We start from the raw sequence: 23,535 nt of genomic DNA on the forward strand, positions 1-23,535 counted from the left end.
AAGACATGAATGACCTCTGATGCTTCACGCCTCGATGCGCTCGAAGCACGCGTGGCGGCGCTGGAATCCGCGCTTGCTGGCACCCCGGACACCCCTGAGCGCGACATGGATCTGCCCGACCTGCCTGCGGCGATGCGCTCGCTTGAGGGCTGCGACAACGGCGCGGTGACCTTCGGCGGCTCGGTGACCACAGACTCCGGCACCTATGACTACCAGTGGGCCCGGCCGACGGAGTGGGTGACAGCACACGACTGGTCGGAGCAGATCGAACGACTCGCAGCACTCGCCCACCCCGTGCGCGGCTCGATCCTGCGGCATTTGCTCGCCGCGCCCGCGACCGCCGCCGACTTGGTCGCCGCAGAAGTAGTCACCTCCACGGGCACGGCGTATCACCACCTCAACGCGCTGCAGGCGGCCGGCTGGGTGGACAAAGAACACGGCGCGTTCGTGCTCCGCCCGGCGCGCGTGATTCCGCTGATGGCGATCATCACGGCGGCGGAGGCGCACTAGAGCGCGTCGGGGCCTTGCTCCAGCAGGGTGACGAACTGCTCCTCGTTGAGGATCGGGCGGCCCAGGTCGCGCGCCTTCTGCTCCTTGGACCCGGCGTTCTCCCCCACCACCACGTAGTCGGTCTTCTTCGACACCGAGCCGGAGGCCTTGCCGCCGCGGGTAAGGATCGCCTCTTTCGCGGAGTCGCGGCTGAAGCCCTCGAGCGTGCCGGTGACCACCACGGTGAGCCCCTCGAGAGTCTGCGGGGTCGCATCTTGGTCCTGGTCGTCCTCCATGCGCACGCCGGCTGCTGCCCAGGTATCGACGATGTCGCGGTGCCAGTCCACGGTGAACCAGTCCTTGAAGGACTCGGCGATGATGTCGCCGACGCCATCGGTTTCGGCGAGGTCGTGCACGTCGGCGTCGAGAAGCGCCTGCATGCTCCTATAGCGCGCGGCGAGCGCGCGGGCGGCGGTGGGCCCGACGTGGCGGATAGACAGGGCGACGAGTACGCGCCAGAAGTCAGCTTGTTTTGCGGTCTCGAGGTTGGCGAGTAGCTTCTTGCCGGCGGCGTTGACCTGGCCGTCCTTGCGCGTGTAGGCGGTGGACTTCTTCAGGTCGTCTTCGGTGAGGTTGAAGAGGGCGGCTTCGTCGATAAGCACACCCGAGGCGATGAGATCCTGGGCGCCCTTCTCGCCGAGCGCTTCGATGTCGAAGGCGCCGCGGGAGGCGAGGTACTCCAGGCGGGTCGAAAGCTGCGCCGGACACGACCGGGTATTCGGGCAGCGCCAGTCGGCGTCGCCCTCCTTCGCGGGCGCAAGCGTGGTGCCGCACGAGGGGCATTCCTTCGGGTAGACGAACTCACGCTCGGTGCCGTCGCGCAGGTCGGCGACCGGGCCGAGGACCTCGGGGATGATCTCGCCGGCTTTGCGCACCACGACGGTGTCGCCGATGAGCACGCCCTTGCGCTTGACTTCGTGCTGGTTGTGCAGCGTGGCCATCGACACGGTCGAGCCGGAAACGAAGACCGGCTCGAGCACCGCGTACGGGGTCGCGCGCCCGGTGCGGCCGACCGAGACCTGGATGTCTTTGAGCTTGGTCGTGACCTCCTCCGGCGGGTACTTGTACGCGATCGCCCAACGCGGAGCCCGCGAGGTCGAGCCCAGTTGGCGCTGCTTCGCGACGCTATCCACCTTCACCACCAGACCATCCATCTCATGAATCGCGTCGTGGCGGTGCTCCGCCCAGTACTTCACCGCCTCCTGGACGTCCTTAGCCGTTGCAGCTTGCTTGGTGTACTCGGAGACTGGCAGGCCCCACTCGGCGAGCTTGAGGTAGGCCTCGTGCTGCGTTTCCGGCTCGAAGCCCTCGCGCGCGCCGATGCCGTGGCAGATCATACGCAGCTTGCGCTTCTTCACGTCCGCGGGGTCCTTCTGGCGCAAGCCTCCGGCAGCGGTGTTGCGCGGGTTAGCAAAGGGCTTGCCGCCCTCCTTGATGCGCTGCTCGTTGAGCTCGGGGAAGTCCTCCGGGCGGATGAACACCTCGCCGCGCACCTCCAGCAGCGCGGGCGCGTCGCCGGAAAGCTTATGCGGGATGTCCTCGATCACGCGGGCGTTGGCGGTGATGTCCTCGCCGACCGTGCCGTCGCCGCGGGTGGCAGCGCGCTCCAGCACGCCGTTGCGGTAGACCAGGTCAATCGACAGCCCGTCGATCTTCAGCTCGGTCAGGTACGGCCCCGGCGTCTTCTCCAGCCACTCAGTGAGCTCCTCGGGGGAAAAGACGTTGTCCAGGCTGTACATGCGCTCGAGGTGCGTCACGTCGGCGAACGCGGAGGTCGCAGCGGTCGGCGCGCCAACCTCCTTGGTCGGCGAGTCCGGCACGGCAAGCTCCGGGTGCTCGGCCTCGAGCGCCTTGAGGCGTTCGAAGAGCGCGTCGAACTCGCCGTCGGTGATCACCGGCTGCCCGTTGTAGTACAGGTCGCGGTGGTGGCGCACGTCGTTTGCCAGTTCGGTCCATTCACGGTGCAAATCTGCAGAAATCTCGCTCACAACCTGCCAGCATAGCTTTTCGCCCCGGCGTGTTCGCCTCCCCCGCTATCATGCAGTCATGGCTTTCTTCGACGCGTCCCGCATGCTCTCCTTCGACCTGGAAACTACCTCGGTCAACCCGCGCGAGGCCCGCATTGTCACCTCCGCGCTCGTGCGTATCGACGGGCGCGAGGTCACCGCCAACGAGACCCTGGCAGACCCCGGCGTGGAGATCCCGGAGGCGGCCGCCGCGGTCCACGGGATCAGCACGGAAAAGGCGCGCGCCGAGGGCCGCAACCACGACGAGGTGCTGCGCGAGACCGTCGACGCGATCAAGCAGAGCTGGGAGGACGGGCTCACCCTCATCGTGTTTAACGCCCCCTACGACTTGAGCGTGCTGCGCGCGCTCACCGGCGACTTCACCGTCACCGGCCCGGTGTTCGACCCGCTGCTCATCGACCGCGCGCGCGACCGCTACCGCAAAGGCAAGCGCAACCTGGGCGCGCTGTGCGAGCACTACGGGGTGCGCCTGGACAACGCGCACGAGGCCACCTCGGATGCGATGGCCGCGGCACGCATCGCGTGGAAGCAGGTCCGCAAGGTGTGGCCGGAGCTCGCGGAGATGGACACCGACGAGCTCATGGAGTACCAGGCCGTGGAGAACTACCGCATCCAGACCGACCTGAAGAAGTGGTTGGAATCCCGCGGACGTGACGCCTCCAACGTGAGCATGGGCTGGCCGATGGTGGGCTAACTTATGTCGTCTTGCTCAGCTCTTCCGCCATTTCGCGGGCGGCGCGGTAGTTCGCGGCGGTGCCCACAAGCGTTGCCGCAGGCTCCGCGTACACGTCAATGCTCGTGCGCGCCGGATCGATCTGCAGCTCGTCGAAGACGCGGTAGAGCTCGCGCGGTGCCATCGTCGGGATCGCGATGCGGCTGCCCCGATCCAGCACGCGGGCCAGCACGTCCTTGTCGCAGGTGCGGGGGTCGACGGTGAGCCACGGGGTGTCGTCGACAAGCTTCGGCGTGTGCAGCAGGTGCTCACCGAAGCGCAGCAAGGTTTCCTGCGGCTCGTGGATCGCGCGGATGGTCTCAAAGTCGGTCGCGCCTTTGAGGGTGCCGGCGGTGACTTCCGGCAGCCGCGGCTCGTCGAGCTGCAGCACGGTTGTATCGAAGCGAGCTGCGACATCGCGGCGGTGTGCAGCACAAGCCTCGAGCAGCGCGTCGGTGAGGTCGCGCAGCGCGCCGGCATCAGTGATCATGCGGTGGCCGTTGGGCATCTCCACCTCGGCGGCGAGCGTAAACGGGCCGACGAGCTGCACCTTGACCGCAGCCGCTTTGCCGTGCCACGCCTCCTCGAGCACGTCGAGGTCGCGTGCCATGCGGTCGGCGTCGGTCCGTTTGCGGGCAGCGACGCGCCACCCGCGCGGGCCGAGCCCGATCGGGATCTCCAGCAGCGCGGCCGTGCGACCGATCGCGTCCGAGCCCACGCCACGCTCCGGCAGCTGCGGGATATGCGGAAGGGGCGACTCGGAAAGCACGACGTCCGCGGCTTGCGCGAGATCCATACCGGGCAAGGGCCCGAGCCCAAAAGCAGTTGCATTCACGGCACCGATGATACGGGCGGGCGGGTATGCTCTGTGCATGGCTCTCGAACAATTTACTGGCTGGACCTTCATTTCCCCCTGCCCAGTGCCCAACGACATCCAGGACATCCTCGCACACGGCGAGCAGCCGATCCAGGCGTTCAAAACGATCCGCGACGCGGCCGTGTTTACCAACAAGCGCCTGATTATCCGCGATGCACAGGGCATGACAGGCAAGAAGGTCGAGATGTACTCCATCCCCTTCAAATCGGTGACCATGTGGTCGACCGAAAACGCAGGGCGCATGCTCGACTGGAACGCGGAGCTTGAGCTGTGGACCAACGTCGGCCACTTCAAGATCAACCTGGGCAAGGAGATCGATATCCGCGGCATCGACCGCTTGATCGCCTCCTGCGTGTTCGGCGCCTCCTAGGCCGTCGCGCAGATCGTGCCCGAGCCGAGCACGACATCGCCCAGCCCGTCCGGATCCGGCAGGTAGAGCACCGCGGCCTGGCCGCGCGCCACGCCCTCGAGCGGAGTGTGCAGGTCAAGGGTCATTGAGTCGTCGTCGATGCGGGCAGTGCACTTGACGACGCCACCGTGCGCCCGAATCTGCACATTCGCCTCAAACTCACCCTCCATGGCCGGGTGGAGCACCTTGAGCCGATCGGCGGTGATCCGGTGGACCTTGAGCGCCTCGCGCGGGCCGACGGTCACGGTGCCGGTGGCGGTGTCGACGTCGGTGACGTAGCGCGGCTTGCCGTCGGCGGCCGGCACGCGTAGATCCAGCCCGCGGCGCTGGCCGATCGTGTACTGGAACGCGCCGTCGTGTTCTTTGAGTTCGGTGCCGTCCTGGTCCTTGATCAGGCCGGGGCGCATGCCGATGGAGCGGCCGAGGAAGGCCTGCGTGTTGCCGTCGGGGATGAAGCAGATGTCGTAAGAGTCCGGCTTCGTGGCCGTCGAGAAGCCATGTGCGGCGGCCTCCTCGCGGATCTGCGGCTTCTCCGTATCGCCGACCGGGAACAGGCAGCGGTTGAGCTCGTCGCGGGGGAGTACGCCGAGGACGTAGGACTGGTCTTTGTTGGGGTCGGTGGAGCGGCGGAGGTTGCCGTCGCCGTCGATAATTGCGTAGTGGCCGGTGGCCACCGCGTCGAAGCCGAGGGTGACCGCGCGCTCAAGCAGGGCCGCGAACTTGATCTTCTCGTTGCAGCGCAGACACGGGTTCGGGGTCTCGCCGTGCTCGTAGGACCAGACGAAATTATCAATCACGTCTTCCTTGAAGCGATCCGAGAAGTCCCACACGTAAAACGGGATGCCCAGCTTGTCGCACACCCGGCGCGCGTCTGCGGAGTCCTCGAGCGAGCAGCAGCCGCGGGCCGATTCGCGGGTCTGCTGCGCGTCCTTGGACAGGGCAAGGTGCACGCCGACGACGTCGTGGCCTTGCTCTACCAGGCGCGCAGCCGCCACCGAGCTGTCCACGCCCCCGCTCATCGCCGCTAGTACTCGCATGTGGCGGAAGTGTACCCGCAGCGCGCGGGCGAATCATACTGGGGCATGACGCGTGCGGCACGCCGTATCGCTAGGTTGAGGCTATGCCAAAGTCTCCCCCACCGTCGCTCCGCGCACGCGATTTCTTCCTTGCCGGCGTGCTGGCGGCGTGTGCGTTACTTGGCGTTGTCAGCGCCTCGGGCCCGGTGTGGACGATTGCGGCCGGGGTTGTGTGGCTGATTGTCGCGCCGTTTACCCGCTGGCGCTGGCCGTTGGCCACAGTGGTCGCCGCGGTGGCACTGCTTGCGGTGCGGGCGATGAGCCCGCTTCTAACGGTGACGGACATCGTCGTGGCGACGTTTGCCGCGTACCTCGTCCGCCGGAACCTGCGGCCCGTGCTCCGCGATGTGATGGCTGCCGTGCTTGTCCTGGGCGATATCCTCGCGATCTCGCTGGTCTCGCCTGTGCTGCGGAGCATGCCTTACGACGAGCGCCTCCCCTACCTCGCGTGGAGCGTCACCTTGCTTGTCGCGGCCGGGCTTTTCGGCGAGCTGCGCAGGCGGACGGAAGAGGCCGCTGCGCGCGAGCTGGAGCAGGCCCTTCAGCAACAAAGGGTCGAGCTTGAGCACGCGATGTCCGAGCAGCGCACATTCCTCGCGCGCGAGATCCACGACGTAGTCACCCACTCCCTGACCGTGATGGTCGCGCAGGCAGACGGCGGCCGCTACGGCGCGCCGGATGACAAGGACGCGGCGCTGCGCACCATCGGCGAGGTCGGCCGGGAATCGCTTACCCAGATGCGCGAGGTCGTCGCGTTGCTTCGCGCACCCGAGTCGCGCCCGGTCGCCCCCTCGCCTGCCTCGCTGGATTTCGACGAGCTCGTGCGCTCCAGTCGGCTCGGCGGTCTCGACGTGGAATACACGGTCACCGGTACGGCACCTGCGCAGCTACCGCTAGCCACCTCGCTCGCTGCCCGGCGCGTGGTGCAGGAGGCGCTGACAAATGCGCTCAGGCACGGCGACGGCACGGCCACGCTCGAAGTCGTGTGGCGCAGCGACGCGCTGGTGATCACGGTGACCAACCCCTTCACCAACACGCCAACACACCAACAAGGGCACGGGCTGCAAGGGATGCGCGAGCGCGCCACGCTCATCGGCGGGTCGGTGGACGCCGGCCCGAGCGCCCCGCAGCGCTGGACCGCCACGCTGCGCGTCCCATACCCCGCACATGACACGAGGAGTCAGGAATGACCACAATCCACGTCGGCATCGTCGACGACCAAGCGCTCTTCCTCCACGGGATCCAGCGCGTGATCGACTCACAGCCGGATCTGTCCGTGGAGTGGCTGGCGGCCAACGGCGCCGAGGCGCTCGAACAACACGCACAGCACCCGGTCGACCTCGTACTCATGGACGTACAGATGCCGGTGCTCGACGGCATCGCCGCCACCGCCGAGTTTGCCCGCCGCTTCCCGGAGGCCAAGGTGGTTATCCTCACCACCTTCGACGACGAGGACTACGTCATCAACGCCCTCTCCGGCGGCGCAAGCGGCTTCCTGCTCAAGGACGCCGAGCCCGAAGTGCTTCTCGACGCCATCCGCACCGTCGCTGCCGGCGACGCCGTTATCTCCCCACGCGCCACCAAGCGCATCATTTCCCGGCTCGCCAACCACACGGAGACAGCACCCGCACTCCCGAAGGCGGACCGCCTCGCGCTTAACGAGCTCACCGCCCGCGAGCACGAAGTCCTCGTCGCAATCGGCCGCGGCTTGTCCAACGCGGAGATCGCCGAGCGCATGTTCATCTCCATGCCCACGGTGAAAACACACGTGGGGCGAATCCTGGCGAAGACGCAGTCGCGCGACCGCGTGCACGCAGCGCTGTTTGCATACCGCACCGGTCTCGTCGACCGCGCCGATCTGCTCACTCATCCCGGGGTATGACTCGAAAGATCGTCCCTGGCTCCGACGTTTTCCCGGCCCCGCCCCGCGAGAGTGGAAGCCATGGACACACCAATCATTTCTACGCGAGGTCTGACGAAGACCTACGGTAAGCAGGCGGTCGTCGATAAGCTTGCGCTCGAAGTACCCCAGGGTGCGGTGCACGGGCTGCTGGGGCCGAACGGCTCCGGCAAGTCGACGACGATGAAGATGCTGCTTGGGCTCACCACTCCCACCGCCGGCGAGATCACCATCATGGGCCGGCCGATGACGCGCGCCACACGCGGCGAGGTGCTGAAAGACATCGGTTCGCTCATCGAGTCGCCGGCGGCATACCCGCACCTCACGGGTGCCGAGAACATGCGAATCGTGACACGGCTGTTCAAGGCCGACCCGGCGAATGCCCAGCGCGCGGTGCGGCTCGTGCGGCTTGAGCGCCACATGGATAAGCAGGTCAAGAAGTATTCGCTCGGCATGAAGCAGCGCCTCGGCATCGCGATCGCACTCGTGCGCGACCCGCAGCTGCTCATCCTCGACGAGCCGACCAACGGCCTCGACCCGGCCGGCATCGAGGAAATCCGCGAGCTCATCATCAGCCTCGCGCGCGACGAAGGCCGCACGGTCCTTGTGTCGAGCCACCTGCTTTCGGAAATTGAGAAGATGGCCACCAGCCTGAGCATCATCAACCAGGGCAAGCTGGTCTTTCAGGGCTCGCAGCGCGAGCTTTTCGACGCCCACCTCCCCGACCTCTTCATCCAAACCCCTGCCACCACCGCGGCCGCTTCGGTTTTGCGCGAGCGGCAGCCGCGCATCGTTCCCGGCGGTGTGGAGCTGGCTGGGCTCAGCGACGACGACGTTGCCTCCGTGTGCGCACAGCTTGTCGCCCGCGAAGTCCCGATCCACCAGGTGGTTCGCGCGCGCCGCAGCCTGGAAGAGATCTTCATCGGCATGACGGGGCGGGAGGGCTTGAGCGCATGAACGTCGAAATCTTGAAGCTGCGGCGCACGCACATCCTGCTGCTCGGTGGTGTGCTCTCGCTCGGCATCGTGCTGTTCGCGTCGATGAGCCTCTTCGCCGACGGGCAGGTGGACACGTTTGTCGCTGATCCAGCCGGGGCATGGTCTGGGCAGCTCATCGGCGTGGCGATGGCGCTGGCGTTTCTCACCCCGTTGCAGGTGGCGCTGCTGGCCAGCCGCACGGTGGATAACGAGCACGCAAGCGGCGGCTGGCTGCTCAACGCGGTAGCGGGCACCCGCCAGGGATCGTTGCTGCGCCGCAAGCTGTACGTGCTCGCACCGCTTGTTACTGCGTTGAAACTGCTGGAGTTCGGCGGGTGCGTCGCCCTTCCGGTGCTGCTCGGGGCACCGCTGCCAAGCGGAAGCACCGCCGGGGCCTGGGCACTCTACGCGCTCGCGACTGTCATCACGAGTATCGCACTCACCTGCGCCATGGTCCTGCTTGCGGCCGTGACCGAATCACAGATCGGGGTGCTCGCGTGTGGTGTCGTCGGCGGATTCTGCGGCATCGTCTCGCTGTTGTCCCCTGCCTGGCTCGCCGCGATCAACCCCTTCGGCTACTTCGCGGTGCTGCTCCCCTACACCTTCGCGGACGCAGGTCCCGTACCGACGCAGCCGGGGTGGGCGCTGTGGTGCGCCTACATCGCGCTGCTTGGTGCGGGCTTCTACTTCGCGACGCGCGCACTCAACGGGAAGGAAATCTAGCCATGCTCATCAACGAATTCGCCAAACTCCGGCGCGCACACGTCGCTATCGTCCCGGTTGCTATCCCCCTGATCGCAGTCGTTTTCGGCACCGGCAACTACGCCGCAAATGCAGAGACACTGGACTCCGGCTGGCACAGCTACTGGTCTCAGGCGACGCTGTTCTACGGCATGCTGTTCATGGTGGCCGGCATCGCCATCCTCGCCTCCGCCGTATGGCGGGTGGAACACCGCGGCGGCAATTGGCACACGCTGCTTACCTCTTCCCGCTCGGCGGCGAGCCTGGTCACCGCCAAGCTCGGCGTCATTGTCGCGGTCACGGCGATCATGCAGTGCGTCTTCATCCTCTTCAGCACAATCGGCGGCTGGGTTTCGGGGCTGTCGGGTCTGCCTCCCCGGGCACTGCTTACCGCGACGCTGCTCGCCGTCATCCCGGCGGCGGCAGTGGCCGCGTGGCAGAGCTTCGCCTCCATGGTGATTCGCAACTTCGCCATGCCGGTCGCGCTCGGCGTGATCGCGAGCATTTTTGCCTTCGGCACGCTCGCCGCCGGCGTCCCAGCTGCACAATTTTTTCTCCCGCCCGTCGGCGTGACGAAGGCGCTGTGGATGGGCAGCACCGCGGTCGCAGGTTCAGACGCGCTCGATCTGGGCACGCTCGCCAGCATTGGTGCGAGTGCACTGCTGCTCACCGCGGCAGGCTGGCTCGCATCAGTCGCGTACCTGCGTTTCGTCGACGTGCACGCCTAACGACTACCCTGCCAAGACATGGCTGCGAAAAGCGAGACGTACCCGATCGACACCGGTGAAGCCGAGGTCCACCACGAGCCCGACGGCTCAATGGTGCTGCTCGTCAACGGAGTGCCCAGCTCGCACATCGTGCCCGGCGAGCCGCAGCGCCTCGACTTCGAGTACATGCGCTGGATCGCGGACTTCCTCGACTCGCTCCAACTCGGCAGCTCGCCCCGCTGGCCGAAGCCGCGCCTGACGCACCTAGGCGGCGCGGCCTGCTCGCTGCCGCGCTACTTCGCCGCCGCCTGGCCCGGCTCGCGCAACACCGTCGTGGAGATCGATGGCAAGCTCGCCGAGCTCGCGCGCGAGCTTTTCGACGCCCCGCGCTCCCCCGCCGTCAAAATCCGCGTCGGTGACGCGCGCGAGGTCACCGACTCGTTCAAGCCTTCAACGCGCGACGTGATGATCCGCGACGTCTTCGCGCAGTCGCTCACCCCACGCGAGCTGACCACGGTGGAGTTCTACCAACACGTGCGCACATCTTTGAGTGATAACGGCGTCTACGTGGCCAACTGCGGCTCCCACGCCGACCTGAAGGAGGCGAAGGAGGAACTCGCCGGCATGTGCGAGGTCTTCCCGCACGTCGCGGCGATCGCGGATCCGCCGATGCTCAAGGGGCGACGCTACGGCAACATCGTGCTGATCGGCGCGAACACCCCGCTCGAAGCGAGCCCGCAACTCACCCGCAACCTGCTCAAGGGCGCAGTGCCTGCCCACTTCAAGGGCGAGAAATGGGCGCGTAGCCTGGCCACCACCCCGCGCCACGACTCACACGCATAAACAAAAGCCGGCGCCCCAAATGGGGTGCCGGTGCTCGGACCGTTGACGCGCGCGTTACTTCGTCGCGTTATCCAGCAGGATGAGTAGGTCGCCGATCTGGTAGTCGCCGATCATCATGTTGCGCAGGTCCTCGACGGGCAGCTCACCGTTCTCGGCAAGCTGGCCGACCATGTTGGCGATGTTGCGCGCGTCCTGGTCGCTAAAGCCAGCCTGGTCCGCAGCCTCGGCCAGGCCCGCGATCCCGAGTGCACCGCCGGCGAGCGCCAGGATCGCCACAACGAGCGCGGTGTTGTCCTGCTCCAGCACTGCGAGCTCGCCGGAGTCGGAGGCCTGGAACTTCTCCAGCACGCCGCCGCCTGCGTTGAGGTTGCCTGCCGCGAAGCTCATGAACTGGCCCGCGTTGCCGTTGAACAGGTTCATATCTACGACGGCATCAATGCCGGGTACACGCCCGGAGTCAGAGCGCTGCCAGAAGCTCAGGTGGTCCCAGCCGCCGACCGGTGCGGGCGGCTGGTTCTGGTAAGCGGCCAGCCACAGCGGGTAGCGGGTGAACGCGTTGGTGTTGTCCATGCGCTCGTACCAGAAGTAGCGGTAGGTGTACAGCATCGGCGTGCGCCCGGTGCGCGCTTCCAGCTCGGCCATGAAGATCTGGGTCCACGCCGCGAGCTGCACCGGGCTGAGGCCCTCGTTGACCTCGAGGTCGAGCACCGGCGGCAGCTGGTTGCGCGGGCCGGCGTTGATGGTGTCGGCGAAGTGGCGCGCCTGCGCGATCGGATCGGTGGCCGGGCGGGCGTAGTGGTAGGCACCGACCTTGATGCCGGCCTCGTTAGCGGCCTGCGCATCTTGGGCGTAGAAGTCGTTGACGTAGCTGGTGCCCTCGGTCGCCTTGATGAAGGCAAACTGCTGGCCGCCGGGGCCTGCGACCATGCGCCAGTCGATCGGTCCGCCGCCTGGGTGCTGGTGGGCGGCGACGTCGACACCGTTGATCAGGCCGGGCAGCGCCTGTGCGTCGGCAGACTTCTGCCCAAACGGGCTGGCGACCAGCAGCGTAAAGGTCAGGGCGGCGGTAACGACGGCGGCGATCAGCGCCTTGAGTGTGTTCTGGTGCGCGTTGCGCGCGTGCTTAAGCGTCCGAGGTGCGTGCATATCCGGCACTTTAGCGCACTCAAGTCACAACTTTCACACCTGACACACCGGTGGGCGTCGAAAAGCGCGCTACAGCGAGCCAGCAAGGCGGGCGCGCTCGATGACTGCGGGCAGTTCGGCGACCACCTTGTCCACGTCCGCTTGAGTGGTGGTGCGCCCGAGGGTCAGCCGCAAGGCGCCCATGCCGTCCTCGGTGGGCACGCCCATCGCCTCGAGCACGTGCGACAGCCGGTGCACACCCGCCGAACAGGCGGACCCGGCGGAGGCCTCGATGCCAAGCGAGTCGAGCAGCATGAGCATGGATTCGGCCTCCGCGCCCGGGAACATCAGGTGCGCATGCCCCGGCAGGCGCGGCTCCGGGGTGGTGACCAGCGTGTTCGGCACAGCGGCGACGATGCGCTCGATGAACTCGTCGCGCAGCTTCGCCAGGCGTGCATTTTCCGCCTCGCGTTCAGCCAGTGCCTCGCGCAGCGCCGCGGCAGTAGCGGCAGCCGCCGCCACGTCGACCGTGCCCGGGCGCAGGCCCCGCTCCTGCCCGCCGCCAAGCAACACCGGAGCCGGCACTGGCGAGCGGCGCGCGAGCAGGATGCCGCTGCCGCGCGGTCCGCCGAACTTGTGCGCGCTAGCCGCGAGTGTGGTCGCGCCGCTGTCATGGAAGTGCACGTCCTCTTTGCCCACGGCTTGCACCGCGTCGATGTGCAGCGGGGTGCCAGCCTCCGCGGCGCGCTCGGCAGCCTCGCGCACGGGCTGTACCGCGCCGGTCTCGTTGTTCGCCCACATCATGGTGGCCACGGCGGCCGGGGTATCCAAGGCGCTCAAGTCGCGGAGGTGCCCGCCGCGATCCGGCTCCAGCCACGCGACCTCGGCCCCTTCAGTCTGTGCTAGAGACTTGACTGTCTCGAGGACTGCCGAGTGCTCAATCGTGCTCGCCCCCCCCCGGTTTGTGCCCGCCGCTTCTCGACGCGCCCGGTACAGACCCCGCACCGCAATATTGTCCGCCTCGGTACCCGAGCCAGTGAAGACCACCTCGACCGGGTCTGCGCCCAAAAGCTCCGCGATGTCCTCGCGGGCTTGCGCGAGCACCGCATTGGCCGCGCGTCCCGAGGCGTATTGGCCGCCGGGGTTGACGGCGGCTGCGTGTTCGACCCAGGCGTCGATAGCCACCTGGCGCATGGGGGTTGTTGCTGCGTGATCGAGATACACCATGCCGCTTATGGTAGCGGCCGGTGCTCCCTCGCATCGCAGACGTATGCGAGCGCGTCGTCGCCAACGCGCGCGATGACCACCCCGCGCTGCTGCGTGCCCTTGAGCTTGAGCTTCTTGCGCAGCGCGTCCGGATCCACGTTCACCCCGCGCACGAGGATTTCCACCGCGCCCGCATCCATCTCGCGCAGCGCCGCCTTCAGGCGCTTGAGCGGGACCGCGTCAAGCACGCGGAAACCGCTGTAGCCGGGAGGGATCTCCGCGCCGCTCAAGAATGCGATGTGCGGGTCGAGCTGCCACAGCCTGTGCTTCTCCGCCCACGTGCGCACAAGGCCTGCGCGGATGATCGCCCCGTCGGGCTCGATGATCCACTCGCCTGGGTCGCGCACCTCCTCCGACTCCGATGCGTGCTCGTCGCCAAGCCCGCGCACTGTCTCGGCAAAGCCGTCGCTGCGCAGCACGACCGCCTCGCGCCCGCACCCAATCCCAGGCGTGTACAGGCAGGCCTCCTTCACCCCGCTGTCGAGCGAGACCACGCTAACCAGGCCCTCCCACTCGGCGTAGTCGATCCCCGGCGCGCACTTGATCGCCAGCTCCGCGCCCGGGTAGGCCGCGACGAGTGCCGGCAGGGGTGGCTCGAGCTGAGCTGGGTCGGTGATACGTCGGCCATCTTTGCGACGCGCCGGGTCCGCCACGACGACCCCGCCGGATACCCCAGCAATCGTGCTGGCGGGCGCGAGTGCGTCGGCACGCGCGAGCCAGGCGTCCTCGCTCAGGTTGAAGCGCGCCATGCGCAGACGCGCGGCCGAAAGATCCGAGCCGAGCCAGCCGAGCCCCGCCTCGACCATGTGCGGTGCCTCCGAGCCGACGGAGCAGGTCACGTCGTGAACGAAGCTTGCCCCCGCGGACGCAAGCGTGCGGGCGCGGTGGGCGGCAACGAGGGCGGGGGTGGCCTGCTGGGCGGCATCCGAGTCGGTGAGCCACCACTCGGGGAACTTGCCCGCAGCCTGCCGCTGGGCCGCGATCAGCGCGGAGACCGCGCGGGCGTGCTCGCCGAACTCCGCGTCCAGGCGCGCACGGTCGGCGAACACGCTCGCCTTGGTCAGCGCCAGCTCCGGGGCGATCGCCCGGATGCGTTCGGCGTTGGCGGCGAGGTAGTCCACCTCAGTCGGGTGAAATGCCATAGCGGCGTCCAATCCGGTCTTTTGGTGTGAAGGTGAAGAATTCGGCGAAGCGCTCGTCGTCGACTGGGTCGCCGATCACCGGGGAGATCGTGGCGTGCTTCGCACTTTCCAGCGTTTCTTCCACGGTGTTGAAGCCCTCGATGAGGCGTAGCTGCGCCCAGGTGGCGGGCGCGAAGCGCACGAGCCCGTGCCGCCACCCCTCCAGCAGCAGCGAGGGCGGGAACCAGTTGGCGTCGTCGGCCTCCCCGGTATTGCCGTCTGGTTCCTGCCCGGTCGGGTTGGCAGCAAGGAAGCTGAAGGTGTCGAACCAGTTGCCGCGCTCGGACTGACCGACCCACCTGGCGAAAGGCTTGAGCAGGTCGGCACACACGTTGAGGTCGTGGGCGCGCAGTACGTCGGTCAGCGAGATCTCGTGGGACTCCAACTGGAGGCGCTGGTGGTGGAACGGGCGGGCGTCGTCAAGCAGCTGGCCCGCATCGTCGACTGCGAGCAGCGTGCCGGTCTCCTCGAAGAGCTCGCGCACGGCGGCGAAAACGAGCGCGTGCGCCTTGTACTTGGTCACGCCGAGCTGGCGGGCCATGGAAATCGCGCTACGACCGAGCCACAGGTCGCCGTCGTTCCAGGCGCGGCCCGGGAAATCGCGGCTGTCCACCCCGCCGCCGGGGAAAACGGTGACCCCGGGATAGTTCTTCATGCTGAGCACGCGCTCCTGCATCCACACCTCCATCCCCTGGGGTGTGTCGCGCAGCAGCAGCACGGTCGCCGACATTCGCGCACCGTGAAACCCGCTGACCTCGGTGACGTCGATCTCGTCGCCACGGTCAGCAGAGAACGCCCCAACGCTGCGCTGCATGCCTCGACCCATCCTTGAAGGGGCCTCGAGTGCTTCTCGACGCCCCACTCTCCCTACTTCCGGTGAGCCCCAGCACGGGCCGTACGCGCCCGGCGCGCGAAGAAGCGGCCCTCGTCACGGGTCACCTCGATGGGCTGGTGGTAGGCCTTGGAGACGTTCTCGCTGGTGAGCACATCCTCGATGAGGCCCTGGGCGACGACATCGCCCTCGTCGAGCAGCATCGCGTGGGTAAAGCCGTACGGGATCTCCTCCAGGTGGTGGGTGATCATCACCATCGCCGGGGCGTCCGGGTCCAAGGCGAGTTCGCCCAAGTAGGCGATGAGGTCCTCGCGGCCGCCGAGGTCCATGCCGGCGGCGGGCTCGTCCATGATGAGCAGCTCAGGGTTGATCATCACTGCGCGGGCAATGAGCACGCGCTTCTTCTCCCCGTCGGAGAGCGTGCCCCAGCGGCGGTCGATCAGGTGCATCGCGCCGACCTGCTCGAGCACGTCCATCGCCTGGGCGTAATCCATCTCGTCATAGTCCTCGCGCCAGCGCCCGACGATGGCGTATCCGGCCGAGACGACCAGGTCTCCAACTTTCTCGTCATCCGGCACGCGCTGCGCAATCGCCGAGGAGGTGAGTCCAATGGCGGCGCGCAGGTCGCGCATGTCGGTGCGCCCGAGCTGCTCGCCAAGCACAAACGCGGTGCCCTTGGACGGGAACTCGAGCGCAGACGCCATGCGGATCAGGGTGGTCTTGCCCGCCCCGTTGGGGCCGATGACGACCCAGCGCTCATCAAGTTCTACCTGCCAGTCCACCGGACCGACGAGGCGTGCGCCGCCGCGCGAGAATTCCACCCCGCGAAAGTCGATGAGAAGGTCCGGGTCCGTTCCTGGTTCAGTCGCTCGTGCATCATTCACGGTTCCCATTCTGTCCTATTTTCTCTCCCATATGTGGAAGTTGCATCCGGCGCGCCAAAGGGCATCTCTTGCCACCCCCGGTAATTAGGCCCATCTTAGGCAGGTAGAGCGCGACGTCTTTCGCTACTCTTGGCAGTGATACACACGCGACGGACGAGGTAGAGATACAGCATGGTTGCAAGGTTCGGAATTGATGACGTTCGCCCCCAGGTCAGCGGGCGCACGCTCCCCGCAAAGGCGGTCGTCGGCGAGGTGGTGCCGGTCTCCGCGCTCGTGTGGCGCGAGGGCCACGACGCCATCGCGGCCACGCTGGTGATCACCTCCCCCGACGGCGACCAGTACTCGGTGCACATGCACCCGGAGCCCTTCCGCCCGGACTACGTGCACTCCGTCTTCGTGCCGGACGAGCAGGGCCTGTGGCACTTCCGCGTCGACGCGTGGTCCGATGTGATGGCCACCTGGCGCAACGCCGTGACCAAGAAGCTCGACGCCGGGCAGTCCGAAGCCGAGCTAGCCAACGACATCGCCCACGGCATCGAGTTGTTCGAGGCCGCCGCGGAGCAAACCCCGGCGCCAGATAGCGAGGTGCTGCGCGATGTCGCCACCGCGCTTGCCGACGACACGCTGCCGCTTGCCGACCGCATCCACGCCGGCCTGAACGAAGATGTCCTCGACGTGCTGGCGGCCTACCCGCTGCGTGAGCTCGTCACCCACGGCCCCACCTGTGATGTGGCCGTCGAGCGCCGCGCCGCACTGGTGAACTCCTGGTACGAGCTGTTCCCCCGCTCCACCGGCGGGTGGGACGAGGACGGCCGTCCGGTCCACGGCACCTGGGAAACCACCGCCGCCGCGCTCGACCGCGTCGCCGCGATGGGCTTTGACACCGTGTACTTCCCGCCGATCCACCCGATCGGCGAGGTCAACCGCAAGGGCCGCAACAACTCGGTCACCGCCGAGCCGGGCGACGTCGGCTCGCCCTGGGCCATTGGCTCGCAGGACGGCGGCCACGACGCCTTCCACCCCGAGCTGGGTGGCGAGGCGGAATTCCTGGAGATGCTGCGCCACGCCGAGCAGCTCGGCCTGGAGATCGCGCTCGACTTCGCCCTCCAGGCCGCCCCGGACCACCCGTGGGCGGAGGCGCACCCCGAGTTCTTCACCGTGCTCGCGGACGGCACGATCGCGTACGCGGAGAACCCGCCGAAGAAGTACCAGGACATCTACCCCATCAACTTTGATAATGACCCGGAGACCCTCTACGACGAGGTCTACCGCGTCATCATGTACTGGGTGGAGCTGGGCATTTCCACCTTCCGCGTGGACAACCCGCACACCAAACCGGTCAACTTCTGGCACTGGCTGATTTCCAAGGTGCACGAGACGCACCCGGACGTCATCTTCCTCGCCGAGGCCTTTACCCGCCCGCCGCGCATGTACGGCCTGTCCAAGGCCGGTTTCTCGCAGTCGTACACCCACTTCACCTGGAAGGTGAGCAAGGAAGAGCTCACCGACTTTGCGCAGCTGTGCGTCGACGTAGCTGATGTCTCGCGCCCCAACCTGTTCGTCAACACCCCGGATATCCTGCACGCCTCGCTCCAGCAGGGCGGGCCAGCCGCTTTTGCCATCCGCGCGACCCTGGCTGCGACGATGAGCCCGCTGTGGGGCGTCTACTCCGGCTTCGAGCTCTACGAGTCCATCCCCGTGCGCGGCGGCTCCGAGGAGTACCTGGATTCCGAGAAGTACCAGCTGCGCCCCCGCGACTTCGAAGCGGCACTTGAGCGCGGCGAGTCGCTCGAGCCCTACCTCACGCTGCTCAACTCCATCCGTAAACAGCAGCCGGCGCTCCAGCAGCTGCGGCAGATCCGCTTCCACGAGGTGACCAACGACCAGATCCTCGCCTACTCCAAGGTCGACGCCGTTACCGGCAACACCATCGTCGTGGTGGTCAACCTGGATCCCTGGCACACTCAGGAGGGCATGGTGCATATCGACGCCGCCGCGGTCGGACGCGACGAGGGCGAGCCCTTCCAGGTGCACGATCTTGTCACCGGCAACCGCTACGACTGGGGGACGCACAACTACGTCCGGCTCACGCCCCAGAACAACGTGGCGCACATTTTCCGCCTGCCGGAGGTGGCACCGGAGCGTCGAGAAGCATTGGCCTACCGCCAGATCTCTGACCACGACTACCGGCCTTAAGCCCCACACGCATACCTGGAACCCCACAAAGAAAGACAATTATGACCGGCCACGAACTCTCCCCGGAAGCACTCATCCCGGAGCACGACCGCACGCGCCTGCTCCAGTGCAAGCACCACGCGCCGCACGATTTTTACGGCCGCCACACTGTGGCGGGCAACACCGTGGTGCGCACCCGCTTGCTCGGCGCGACGGACGTGCAACTGCTTATCCACAACGACATGATCCAGATGGTTGATACTGGCGACGACATCTGGATCGCCGAGCTCGACGGCGAGCACGCCAGCGACTACCGCCTGCGCGTGACCTACCCCGAGGCGGAGCCGCAAATCGTCGCGGATCCCTATTACTTCCTGCCTTCGGTCGGCTCCCTCGACCTCCACCTCATCGGCGAGGGCCGCCACGAGCGTCTCTGGGAAGCGCTCGGCGCGAACGTCAAGACCTACACCACGGACCTCGGGCAGGTCACCGGCACTGCCTTCGCAGTGTGGGCCCCGAACGCGCGCGGCGTCGCCGTCGTGGGTGATTTCTGCGGTTGGAACCCCAACCAGTACCCGATGCGCTCGCTCGGCTCGACCGGCGTGTGGGAGATCTTCATCCCCGGCATTATCGACGGCGCGCACTACAAGTTCGCGGTGCAAACTGCCGACGGCAACCGCAAGGACAAGGCTGACCCGCTGGCCAAGGCCACTGTCGCCCCGCCGGAGACCGTCTCCGTGGTCGCCGCGCCCAGCGAGTACGAGTGGCGCGACGCCGACTGGATGCAGAAGCGCCAGGGCATCGACCCGACCAACTCGCCGATGAGCGTCTACGAGTGCCACATCGGTTCCTGGAAGCAGGGCGCGAACTACAACACGCTGCGCGAAGAGCTCGTTCCCTACCTCGTGGAGAACGGGTTTACCCACGTGGAGTTCCTCCCCGTCGCCGAGCACCCCTTCGGCGGCTCCTGGGGCTATCAGGTCACCGGCTACTACGCGCCGACCGCGCGCTGGGGCACCCCAGATGAGTTCCGCGCGCTTGTCGACGAGCTCCACGCCCACAACATCGGCGTCATCGTCGACTGGGTACCCGCCCACTTCCCCAAGGACGACTGGGCACTCGCCCGCTTCGACGGCACCGCGCTCTACGAGCACCCGGACTGGCGCCGCGGCGAGCAGAAGGACTGGGGCACCTACGTCTTCGACTTCGGCCGCAACGAGGTCCGCAACTTCCTGGTGGCTAACGCGCTGTACTGGTGCGAGGAGTTCCACCTTGACGGGCTCCGCGTTGACGCAGTGGCCTCCATGCTCTACCTCGACTACTCCCGCGAGCCCGGCGAGTGGCTGCCCAACCAGTATGGCGGCCGCGAGCACTGGGACGCCGTGCAGTTCCTCCAGGAGATGAACGCCACGGTCCACCGCACCCACCCGGGCGTGGTCACCGTCGCCGAAGAGTCCACCGCGTGGCCGGGCGTGACCGCCCTGACCGAGTCGGACGGCTTGGGCTTCTCCCTGAAGTGGAACATGGGCTGGATGAACGACACCCTCGAGTACTTCTCCCTCGACCCGGTGCACCGTTCCTACCACCACAATGAGATCACCTTCTCGCTCGTCTACGCGTTCAGCGAGAAGTACGTCCTGCCGTTTAGCCACGACGAAGTCGTCCACGGCAAGGGCTCGCTGTGGACCCGCATGCCTGGCGACGACTGGAACAAGGCCGCCGGCCTACGCGCCCTCTACGGCTACATGTTCTCCCACCCGGGCAAGCAGCTGCTCTTCATGGGCTGCGAGTGGGGCCAGACTACGGAGTGGGACGAGGCCCACTCCATCAACTGGGACAACATCGGCGACGGCTGGGGCCACGAGTACCACCGCGGCATCCAGCGCCTCGTGCGCGACCTCAACCTGGTCTACCGCGACACCCCGGCACTGTTCTCTCAGGACAACACGCCGATGGGTTTCCAGTGGATCAAGGGCGACGACGCGCAGCACAACATCCTGTCCTACATCCGCTGGGGCGCGGACGGCTCCGCAGTACTCGCCGTGGTCAACCTCTCCGGTGCCTCCCAGCCCAACTACCGCCTGGGCTCGCCGAAGGCCGGCACGTGGGATCTGCTGATCAACACGGACGCAGGCATCTACGGCGGTGCCGACAACCCGCTTGCCGGTGAGATACACACAGAGCCGACTGCCTGGGACCAGTTCGACCAGTCCCTGAGCCTGCATATCCCGGCGATGAGCGTGCAGCTGTACAAGCTGCGGGGCTAAACCGAGATACGCCCCCCGGCCCGCCGTGCTCGAGTAGTGCGGCGGGCCAGATTTGTGCGCGGCCGCGTCACGGGGAGGGGCACCGTTTTTCCGCCCCTGCGGAATTAGTCTGGCAGTTAACTGAACAACCAGCGGCGGGGCAACCCACCCCACCCAGGCTAAAACAGCGCGCTGGCCAGATTGGTACGCGCCTGAATCACGCGCGGATCATCGGGCGCAAACAGTGTGAACAGCTCAAGCAGGCGCTCCTTCGCCTCCGGTGCCGTCTTCACGTGGCGCAGCAGGCGATCGAAGGCTTTCTCCGGTGCTCCCGCGACGACCTCTGCGTCTGCGGCGACGAGTTGCTTCTCCACGTCATCCGGGGCCTGCTCCGCTTCAGCGATCGGGTCAGTCGTTCGGTTCTGCGGGTCAAGACGACGGAGCACTGCAACCGTCGCCTTTGCTTGCTTGACCGGCTGGTTGTCCGGCTCCTCAGTCAGAATCGCGTCGTAGATGGCGGTGGCTGCGTCGAAGTCGCCGCGGTTAAGCGCCGCGGTCGCCTCATCTAGGCGCGGGTCTTCGGGGGCGGCCTCATCAGTCTCAGGTTCCTCGCTCAAGCCCTGCAGCTGCGGACCCACGTTAGTGACCAGGGCTTCCACCCACTGCTTGAGCTGCTCTACGGGCTGGTTGCCTTCGAAGTTCGTCACCGGCTGCCCGGCTGCAAGCGCGACGACGGTGGGCAGCGCGCGCAGGCCAAACATCTGGGCCACCTGCGGCGTCGCGTCCGCGTCAACGTAGGCGACCATGAACTTGCGCTGGTTGGCGGCAAGCGTCTTGAACGTCTCCTTGAGCGTCTCGGAGTCCTCCGAGCGCTGCGTGCCGAACATCAGCACAACCGGCACTTGCATCGAACGCTGGAACGCGCGCGCCTCGATGTCTTTCTCATCGACGGTAATAAACGGCTCGAAGCCGCCTTCCTTGAGCTGCTGCTGTGCTTCCTTCTGCTCGACCAGCTTATTCAGGTCTACTGCCCCGGGACCAAAATCCGGCATTTATGTACTCCTTGTATAAGTTCTATTGTTCTTGGGAGAAGTGCTTCTCCAGCGACGCTACCTTTTGGTGCAACATGTCGGTGTATCCAGGACGGATATCCGCTTTGATCACCAACGATACCCGCGGCGAGACCGCCTCGACCGCCTGCGTTGCGCGCTTGATCACGTCCATGACCTCGTCCCACTCCCCCTCGATCGTGGTGAACATGGCCGTCGTCTCGTGCGGTAGGCCCGATTCGCGGACCACGCGTACTGCGCGCGAAACCGCCTCTGACATCTCTGCGGTGGCGTTATTCGTCACCGTCGGTGCGACTGAAAATGCTGCGATCATGGGCCCAGCCTAGCGTTTCGCCCAGCAGTGTTTGTGCCAATGTCGCCGATCGTCGCCGCGGCCTCCGGTATCACGGGGCCAGGCCACCACGTGAGCAACACCCGGCGGGATATTCTGGTTGCACCGGGGACAGACGTAGAACTTGTTTGCCGCGCTCGCACCGATCTGGCGCACGAGGTACATCTCCCCGTTGGTCCAGCTCGGCCCCTCAACCTCCTGGGTGCCAATGAACGTCGAGCCATCGCGCGGCAGCACATACGACGGGGTGATGTTCTGGCGGCGGTTCCTCCTCGGCATCGCGAGAGCCCCCTTTCTAAAACAGGCGCAGCTCGTCAGATTCGATGCCGCGCAGCTCGTCGTAGTCCAGGGTCAGGCAGCGGAAGCCGCGGTCCTCGGCGAGGGTGCGTGCCTGCGGCTTGATTTCCTGGGCGGCGAACACGCCCTCCACGGGCCGGAGCAGTTCGTCACGATTGAGCAGCTCCACGTAGCGGGTCAGCTGTTCCACGCCGTCGATGCCCCCTCGGCGCTTGATCTCTACGGCCACGGTCTTGCCGTCGGCATCTCGCGCGAGCAAATCGACCGGGCCGATCGCTGTGGGATACTCGCGGCGGACAAGGCTGTAGCCCTCGCCCAGCGTGGTGATGTGCTCCGCAAGCAATTCCTGAAGGTGGGTTTCCACGCCGTCTTTGACCAGGCCGGGGTCTTCACCGAGCTCGTAGGTCGAATCCGCCACGATCTCTTCGATCGTGATCCGCAGCTGCTCACCCTTCGGGTTCTCCACAATCCAGAGCGCCTCGCCGGTGTCCTCACCGTCGATATCAAGAACTGCTTCTTCCTTCACCGTGCACGGCGGCGTCATCCAGTTCAATGGCTTGTAGGCACGGTCGTCGGCGTGCACGGAGACCGAACCATCCGACTTGAGCAGGATCAACCGCAGTGCAGACGGCAGGTGTGCCGCGAGACGGCCAACGTAGTCGACAGAGCAACGAGCTATGACAAGACGCATGCCCCACAGACTACCGCCCGGGCAGGCGGAGAGGGCAAGCAGGGCTAGGCCTTGCCGCGCTGTACCCGCTGCGTCAGTGCGCGGATGTCTATCCGCTCTTGTCGACGATCCGGCGCGGACTCCACCCAGGAAATCAGCGCCATCTCGACGTGGCGCTCGGCAGCGAACTCGAAATCGCCATCCGGGCAGGTCAACTCCAGCACCGTTGTAACGCCGGGCATGATCATCCGCTCGTCCGAGCTCAGCTCGCGCACGCCGTTGAACGTCAGCTCGCGACGATCAAAAGACACGTCGTAATTCGACGACAGGGAGCGCAGCTTATAAAACTGCAGCTCCTCCCCCGTGTACTTGACCACCCCGTGGCGCCAGCCCCGCACACCCGTGGCGGGCAGCTTCCGGATCAACCCGCGTGCCCCCGCATTACGGAACATGGCGAAACGCCACATGGCGATGCCCGCGACGCCAACGACGATAAGCAGCAGCACAGAGAGGATGATCTCCATGACAACCTCCCTGCAAGAATTCATTATTTGGCGTCGACCCCGTCGACTCAGCCGGTACTTCGTCGTTTAGCAGTAATCCTACTTCGCGCCTCGACGGTTGCCAACCGCACACTTGT

Annotated in this window: 24 protein-coding genes; 11 read left to right on the forward strand and 13 right to left on the reverse strand. The window is 66.5% G+C overall.

All coding sequences use genetic code 11. From position 1 onward, the window contains the following. Positions 1 to 9: 9 nt before the first annotated feature. Positions 10 to 510, forward strand: coding sequence for an ArsR/SmtB family transcription factor (locus tag HMPREF2550_RS10260; protein ID WP_070762953.1), 501 nt, complete (start codon positions 10 to 12; stop codon positions 508 to 510). Here HMPREF2550_RS10260 and ligA read toward each other — a convergent pair. Next, entirely contained in the window at positions 507 to 2,537 is a 2,031-nt protein-coding gene (gene ligA / locus HMPREF2550_RS10265; protein ID WP_070790941.1) for an NAD-dependent DNA ligase LigA, read from the reverse strand. The two genes, HMPREF2550_RS10260 and ligA, sit on opposite strands and share 4 nt — an antisense overlap. Before the next feature lie 58 nt (positions 2,538 to 2,595). Between ligA and HMPREF2550_RS10270 the strand changes: the two genes are divergently transcribed. Beyond that, the gene (locus HMPREF2550_RS10270; protein WP_070790942.1) at positions 2,596 to 3,270 is read left to right on the forward strand and encodes a 3'-5' exonuclease; all 675 of its coding nucleotides are present in this window, start codon (positions 2,596 to 2,598) and stop codon (positions 3,268 to 3,270) included. Position 3,271: 1 nt separating this feature from the next. Here the strand turns inward: HMPREF2550_RS10270 and HMPREF2550_RS10275 are convergent, their stop codons facing one another. Beyond that, positions 3,272 to 4,123 carry a uroporphyrinogen decarboxylase/cobalamine-independent methonine synthase family protein gene (locus tag HMPREF2550_RS10275; protein ID WP_246819805.1) on the reverse strand — a complete coding sequence of 284 codons (852 nt, stop codon included), beginning with the start codon at positions 4,121 to 4,123 and terminating at the stop codon, positions 3,272 to 3,274. A gap of 37 nt (positions 4,124 to 4,160) precedes the next feature. On the opposite strand from HMPREF2550_RS10275, the gene HMPREF2550_RS10280 reads away from it, so the two are divergent. Next, positions 4,161 to 4,535, forward strand: a complete 375-nt coding sequence (locus HMPREF2550_RS10280; RefSeq protein ID WP_070762958.1) for a PH domain-containing protein — start codon at positions 4,161 to 4,163, stop codon at positions 4,533 to 4,535. On the opposite strand, the gene mnmA is transcribed toward HMPREF2550_RS10280, so the two are convergent. Further along, positions 4,532 to 5,611: a tRNA 2-thiouridine(34) synthase MnmA gene (gene mnmA, locus HMPREF2550_RS10285; protein ID WP_070790944.1), complete on the reverse strand. Its 1,080-nt coding sequence runs from the start codon at positions 5,609 to 5,611 to the stop codon at positions 4,532 to 4,534. The genes HMPREF2550_RS10280 and mnmA overlap by 4 nt on opposite strands. A gap of 83 nt (positions 5,612 to 5,694) precedes the next feature. Here mnmA and HMPREF2550_RS10290 point away from each other — a divergent pair, with 83 nt between their 5' ends. The 6 genes from HMPREF2550_RS10290 to HMPREF2550_RS10315 are packed head-to-tail and all read left to right on the forward strand — an operon-like array spanning position 5,695 to position 10,818. Then, positions 5,695 to 6,840: a sensor histidine kinase gene (locus HMPREF2550_RS10290; RefSeq protein WP_070790945.1), complete on the forward strand. Its 1,146-nt coding sequence runs from the start codon at positions 5,695 to 5,697 to the stop codon at positions 6,838 to 6,840. Next, positions 6,837 to 7,532, forward strand: a complete 696-nt coding sequence (locus tag HMPREF2550_RS10295; protein WP_070790946.1) for a response regulator — start codon at positions 6,837 to 6,839, stop codon at positions 7,530 to 7,532. Before HMPREF2550_RS10290 ends, HMPREF2550_RS10295 begins: the two co-directional genes overlap by 4 nt. A gap of 60 nt (positions 7,533 to 7,592) precedes the next feature. Then, on the forward strand, positions 7,593 to 8,507 hold the full coding sequence (locus tag HMPREF2550_RS10300) for an ABC transporter ATP-binding protein (RefSeq protein WP_070762962.1): 915 nt from the start codon (positions 7,593 to 7,595) through the stop codon (positions 8,505 to 8,507). After that, positions 8,504 to 9,250: an ABC transporter permease gene (locus HMPREF2550_RS10305; protein WP_070762963.1), complete on the forward strand. Its 747-nt coding sequence runs from the start codon at positions 8,504 to 8,506 to the stop codon at positions 9,248 to 9,250. The genes HMPREF2550_RS10300 and HMPREF2550_RS10305 overlap by 4 nt, the downstream gene beginning before the upstream one ends. A 2-nt stretch (positions 9,251 to 9,252) precedes the next feature. Continuing rightward, on the forward strand, positions 9,253 to 9,996 hold the full coding sequence (locus HMPREF2550_RS10310) for an ABC transporter permease (protein WP_070790947.1): 744 nt from the start codon (positions 9,253 to 9,255) through the stop codon (positions 9,994 to 9,996). 18 nt (positions 9,997 to 10,014) lie between these two features. Continuing rightward, positions 10,015 to 10,818, forward strand: coding sequence for a spermidine synthase (locus HMPREF2550_RS10315; RefSeq protein WP_070790948.1), 804 nt, complete (start codon positions 10,015 to 10,017; stop codon positions 10,816 to 10,818). 54 nt (positions 10,819 to 10,872) lie between these two features. Here the strand turns inward: HMPREF2550_RS10315 and HMPREF2550_RS10320 are convergent, their stop codons facing one another. The 5 genes from HMPREF2550_RS10320 to HMPREF2550_RS10340 all read right to left on the reverse strand — a co-directional run bounded on the left by HMPREF2550_RS10320 (position 10,873) and on the right by HMPREF2550_RS10340 (position 16,115). Continuing rightward, positions 10,873 to 11,964 (reverse strand): glycoside hydrolase family 25 protein, encoded by a 1,092-nt coding sequence (locus HMPREF2550_RS10320; protein ID WP_083319898.1) that lies wholly within the window; start codon positions 11,962 to 11,964, stop codon positions 10,873 to 10,875. A gap of 69 nt (positions 11,965 to 12,033) precedes the next feature. Beyond that, positions 12,034 to 13,170 (reverse strand): cysteine desulfurase family protein, encoded by a 1,137-nt coding sequence (locus HMPREF2550_RS10325; RefSeq protein ID WP_070790949.1) that lies wholly within the window; start codon positions 13,168 to 13,170, stop codon positions 12,034 to 12,036. A 5-nt stretch (positions 13,171 to 13,175) separates the two neighbouring features. Continuing rightward, a complete protein-coding gene (locus HMPREF2550_RS10330; RefSeq protein ID WP_070762968.1) occupies positions 13,176 to 14,351 on the reverse strand; it encodes a THUMP-like domain-containing protein in 1,176 nt (391 codons plus the stop codon). Further along, a complete protein-coding gene (locus HMPREF2550_RS10335) occupies positions 14,332 to 15,204 on the reverse strand; it encodes an NUDIX hydrolase (protein ID WP_070790950.1) in 873 nt (290 codons plus the stop codon). Before HMPREF2550_RS10335 ends, HMPREF2550_RS10330 begins: the two co-directional genes overlap by 20 nt. A gap of 53 nt (positions 15,205 to 15,257) precedes the next feature. Further along, a complete protein-coding gene (locus tag HMPREF2550_RS10340) occupies positions 15,258 to 16,115 on the reverse strand; it encodes an ABC transporter ATP-binding protein (RefSeq protein ID WP_070790951.1) in 858 nt (285 codons plus the stop codon). Positions 16,116 to 16,277: 162 nt separating this feature from the next. Here HMPREF2550_RS10340 and HMPREF2550_RS10345 point away from each other — a divergent pair, with 162 nt between their 5' ends. Together HMPREF2550_RS10345 and glgB are read left to right on the forward strand one after the other, a co-directional pair. Next, on the forward strand, positions 16,278 to 18,302 hold the full coding sequence (locus tag HMPREF2550_RS10345; protein WP_070762970.1) for a maltotransferase domain-containing protein: 2,025 nt from the start codon (positions 16,278 to 16,280) through the stop codon (positions 18,300 to 18,302). Positions 18,303 to 18,343: 41 nt separating this feature from the next. Beyond that, a complete protein-coding gene (gene glgB / locus HMPREF2550_RS10350; protein ID WP_070790952.1) occupies positions 18,344 to 20,548 on the forward strand; it encodes a 1,4-alpha-glucan branching protein GlgB in 2,205 nt (734 codons plus the stop codon). A gap of 158 nt (positions 20,549 to 20,706) precedes the next feature. Here glgB and HMPREF2550_RS10355 read toward each other — a convergent pair whose 3' ends face one another. Genes HMPREF2550_RS10355 through HMPREF2550_RS10375 form a run of 5 tightly spaced genes read right to left on the reverse strand, consistent with a single transcriptional unit; the run spans position 20,707 to position 23,419 of the window. Beyond that, positions 20,707 to 21,579, reverse strand: a complete 873-nt coding sequence (locus HMPREF2550_RS10355; RefSeq protein ID WP_070790953.1) for a tetratricopeptide repeat protein — start codon at positions 21,577 to 21,579, stop codon at positions 20,707 to 20,709. A gap of 22 nt (positions 21,580 to 21,601) precedes the next feature. Next, positions 21,602 to 21,910 (reverse strand): thiamine-binding protein, encoded by a 309-nt coding sequence (locus HMPREF2550_RS10360; protein ID WP_038590007.1) that lies wholly within the window; start codon positions 21,908 to 21,910, stop codon positions 21,602 to 21,604. Between the two features lie 9 nt (positions 21,911 to 21,919). After that, the gene (locus HMPREF2550_RS10365; protein ID WP_070790954.1) at positions 21,920 to 22,207 is read right to left on the reverse strand and encodes a hypothetical protein; all 288 of its coding nucleotides are present in this window, start codon (positions 22,205 to 22,207) and stop codon (positions 21,920 to 21,922) included. 16 nt (positions 22,208 to 22,223) lie between these two features. Further along, on the reverse strand, positions 22,224 to 22,916 hold the full coding sequence (gene nucS, locus HMPREF2550_RS10370) for an endonuclease NucS (RefSeq protein WP_038589999.1): 693 nt from the start codon (positions 22,914 to 22,916) through the stop codon (positions 22,224 to 22,226). 44 nt (positions 22,917 to 22,960) lie between these two features. Further along, entirely contained in the window at positions 22,961 to 23,419 is a 459-nt protein-coding gene (locus tag HMPREF2550_RS10375; RefSeq protein WP_168167712.1) for a DUF2550 domain-containing protein, read from the reverse strand. Between the last annotated feature and the right edge of the window lie 116 nt (positions 23,420 to 23,535).

Source organism: Corynebacterium sp. HMSC074A01 (genome assembly GCF_001831515.1).
In the GTDB taxonomy this organism is placed as follows: domain Bacteria; phylum Actinomycetota; class Actinomycetes; order Mycobacteriales; family Mycobacteriaceae; genus Corynebacterium.

What these genes read in the sequence shown, in the direction of transcription:
- HMPREF2550_RS10260 (WP_070762953.1), top strand. Translation starts at nt 10, where the DNA reads ATGACCTCTGATGCTTCACGCCTCGATGCGCTCGAAGCACGCGTGGCG.
- HMPREF2550_RS10270 (WP_070790942.1), top strand. Translation starts at nt 2,596, where the DNA reads ATGGCTTTCTTCGACGCGTCCCGCATGCTCTCCTTCGACCTGGAAACT.
- HMPREF2550_RS10280 (WP_070762958.1), top strand. Translation starts at nt 4,161, where the DNA reads ATGGCTCTCGAACAATTTACTGGCTGGACCTTCATTTCCCCCTGCCCA.
- mnmA (WP_070790944.1), bottom strand. Translation starts at nt 5,611, where the DNA reads ATGCGAGTACTAGCGGCGATGAGCGGGGGCGTGGACAGCTCGGTGGCG.
- HMPREF2550_RS10290 (WP_070790945.1), top strand. Translation starts at nt 5,695, where the DNA reads ATGCCAAAGTCTCCCCCACCGTCGCTCCGCGCACGCGATTTCTTCCTT.
- HMPREF2550_RS10295 (WP_070790946.1), top strand. Translation starts at nt 6,837, where the DNA reads ATGACCACAATCCACGTCGGCATCGTCGACGACCAAGCGCTCTTCCTC.
- HMPREF2550_RS10300 (WP_070762962.1), top strand. Translation starts at nt 7,593, where the DNA reads ATGGACACACCAATCATTTCTACGCGAGGTCTGACGAAGACCTACGGT.
- HMPREF2550_RS10305 (WP_070762963.1), top strand. Translation starts at nt 8,504, where the DNA reads ATGAACGTCGAAATCTTGAAGCTGCGGCGCACGCACATCCTGCTGCTC.
- HMPREF2550_RS10310 (WP_070790947.1), top strand. Translation starts at nt 9,253, where the DNA reads ATGCTCATCAACGAATTCGCCAAACTCCGGCGCGCACACGTCGCTATC.
- HMPREF2550_RS10315 (WP_070790948.1), top strand. Translation starts at nt 10,015, where the DNA reads ATGGCTGCGAAAAGCGAGACGTACCCGATCGACACCGGTGAAGCCGAG.
- HMPREF2550_RS10320 (WP_083319898.1), bottom strand. Translation starts at nt 11,964, where the DNA reads ATGCACGCACCTCGGACGCTTAAGCACGCGCGCAACGCGCACCAGAAC.
- HMPREF2550_RS10325 (WP_070790949.1), bottom strand. Translation starts at nt 13,170, where the DNA reads ATGGTGTATCTCGATCACGCAGCAACAACCCCCATGCGCCAGGTGGCT.
- HMPREF2550_RS10330 (WP_070762968.1), bottom strand. Translation starts at nt 14,351, where the DNA reads ATGGCATTTCACCCGACTGAGGTGGACTACCTCGCCGCCAACGCCGAA.
- HMPREF2550_RS10335 (WP_070790950.1), bottom strand. Translation starts at nt 15,204, where the DNA reads ATGCAGCGCAGCGTTGGGGCGTTCTCTGCTGACCGTGGCGACGAGATC.
- HMPREF2550_RS10340 (WP_070790951.1), bottom strand. Translation starts at nt 16,115, where the DNA reads ATGGGAACCGTGAATGATGCACGAGCGACTGAACCAGGAACGGACCCG.
- HMPREF2550_RS10345 (WP_070762970.1), top strand. Translation starts at nt 16,278, where the DNA reads ATGGTTGCAAGGTTCGGAATTGATGACGTTCGCCCCCAGGTCAGCGGG.
- glgB (WP_070790952.1), top strand. Translation starts at nt 18,344, where the DNA reads ATGACCGGCCACGAACTCTCCCCGGAAGCACTCATCCCGGAGCACGAC.
- HMPREF2550_RS10355 (WP_070790953.1), bottom strand. Translation starts at nt 21,579, where the DNA reads ATGCCGGATTTTGGTCCCGGGGCAGTAGACCTGAATAAGCTGGTCGAG.
- HMPREF2550_RS10360 (WP_038590007.1), bottom strand. Translation starts at nt 21,910, where the DNA reads ATGATCGCAGCATTTTCAGTCGCACCGACGGTGACGAATAACGCCACC.
- HMPREF2550_RS10365 (WP_070790954.1), bottom strand. Translation starts at nt 22,207, where the DNA reads ATGCCGAGGAGGAACCGCCGCCAGAACATCACCCCGTCGTATGTGCTG.
- nucS (WP_038589999.1), bottom strand. Translation starts at nt 22,916, where the DNA reads ATGCGTCTTGTCATAGCTCGTTGCTCTGTCGACTACGTTGGCCGTCTC.
- HMPREF2550_RS10375 (WP_168167712.1), bottom strand. Translation starts at nt 23,419, where the DNA reads ATGGAGATCATCCTCTCTGTGCTGCTGCTTATCGTCGTTGGCGTCGCG.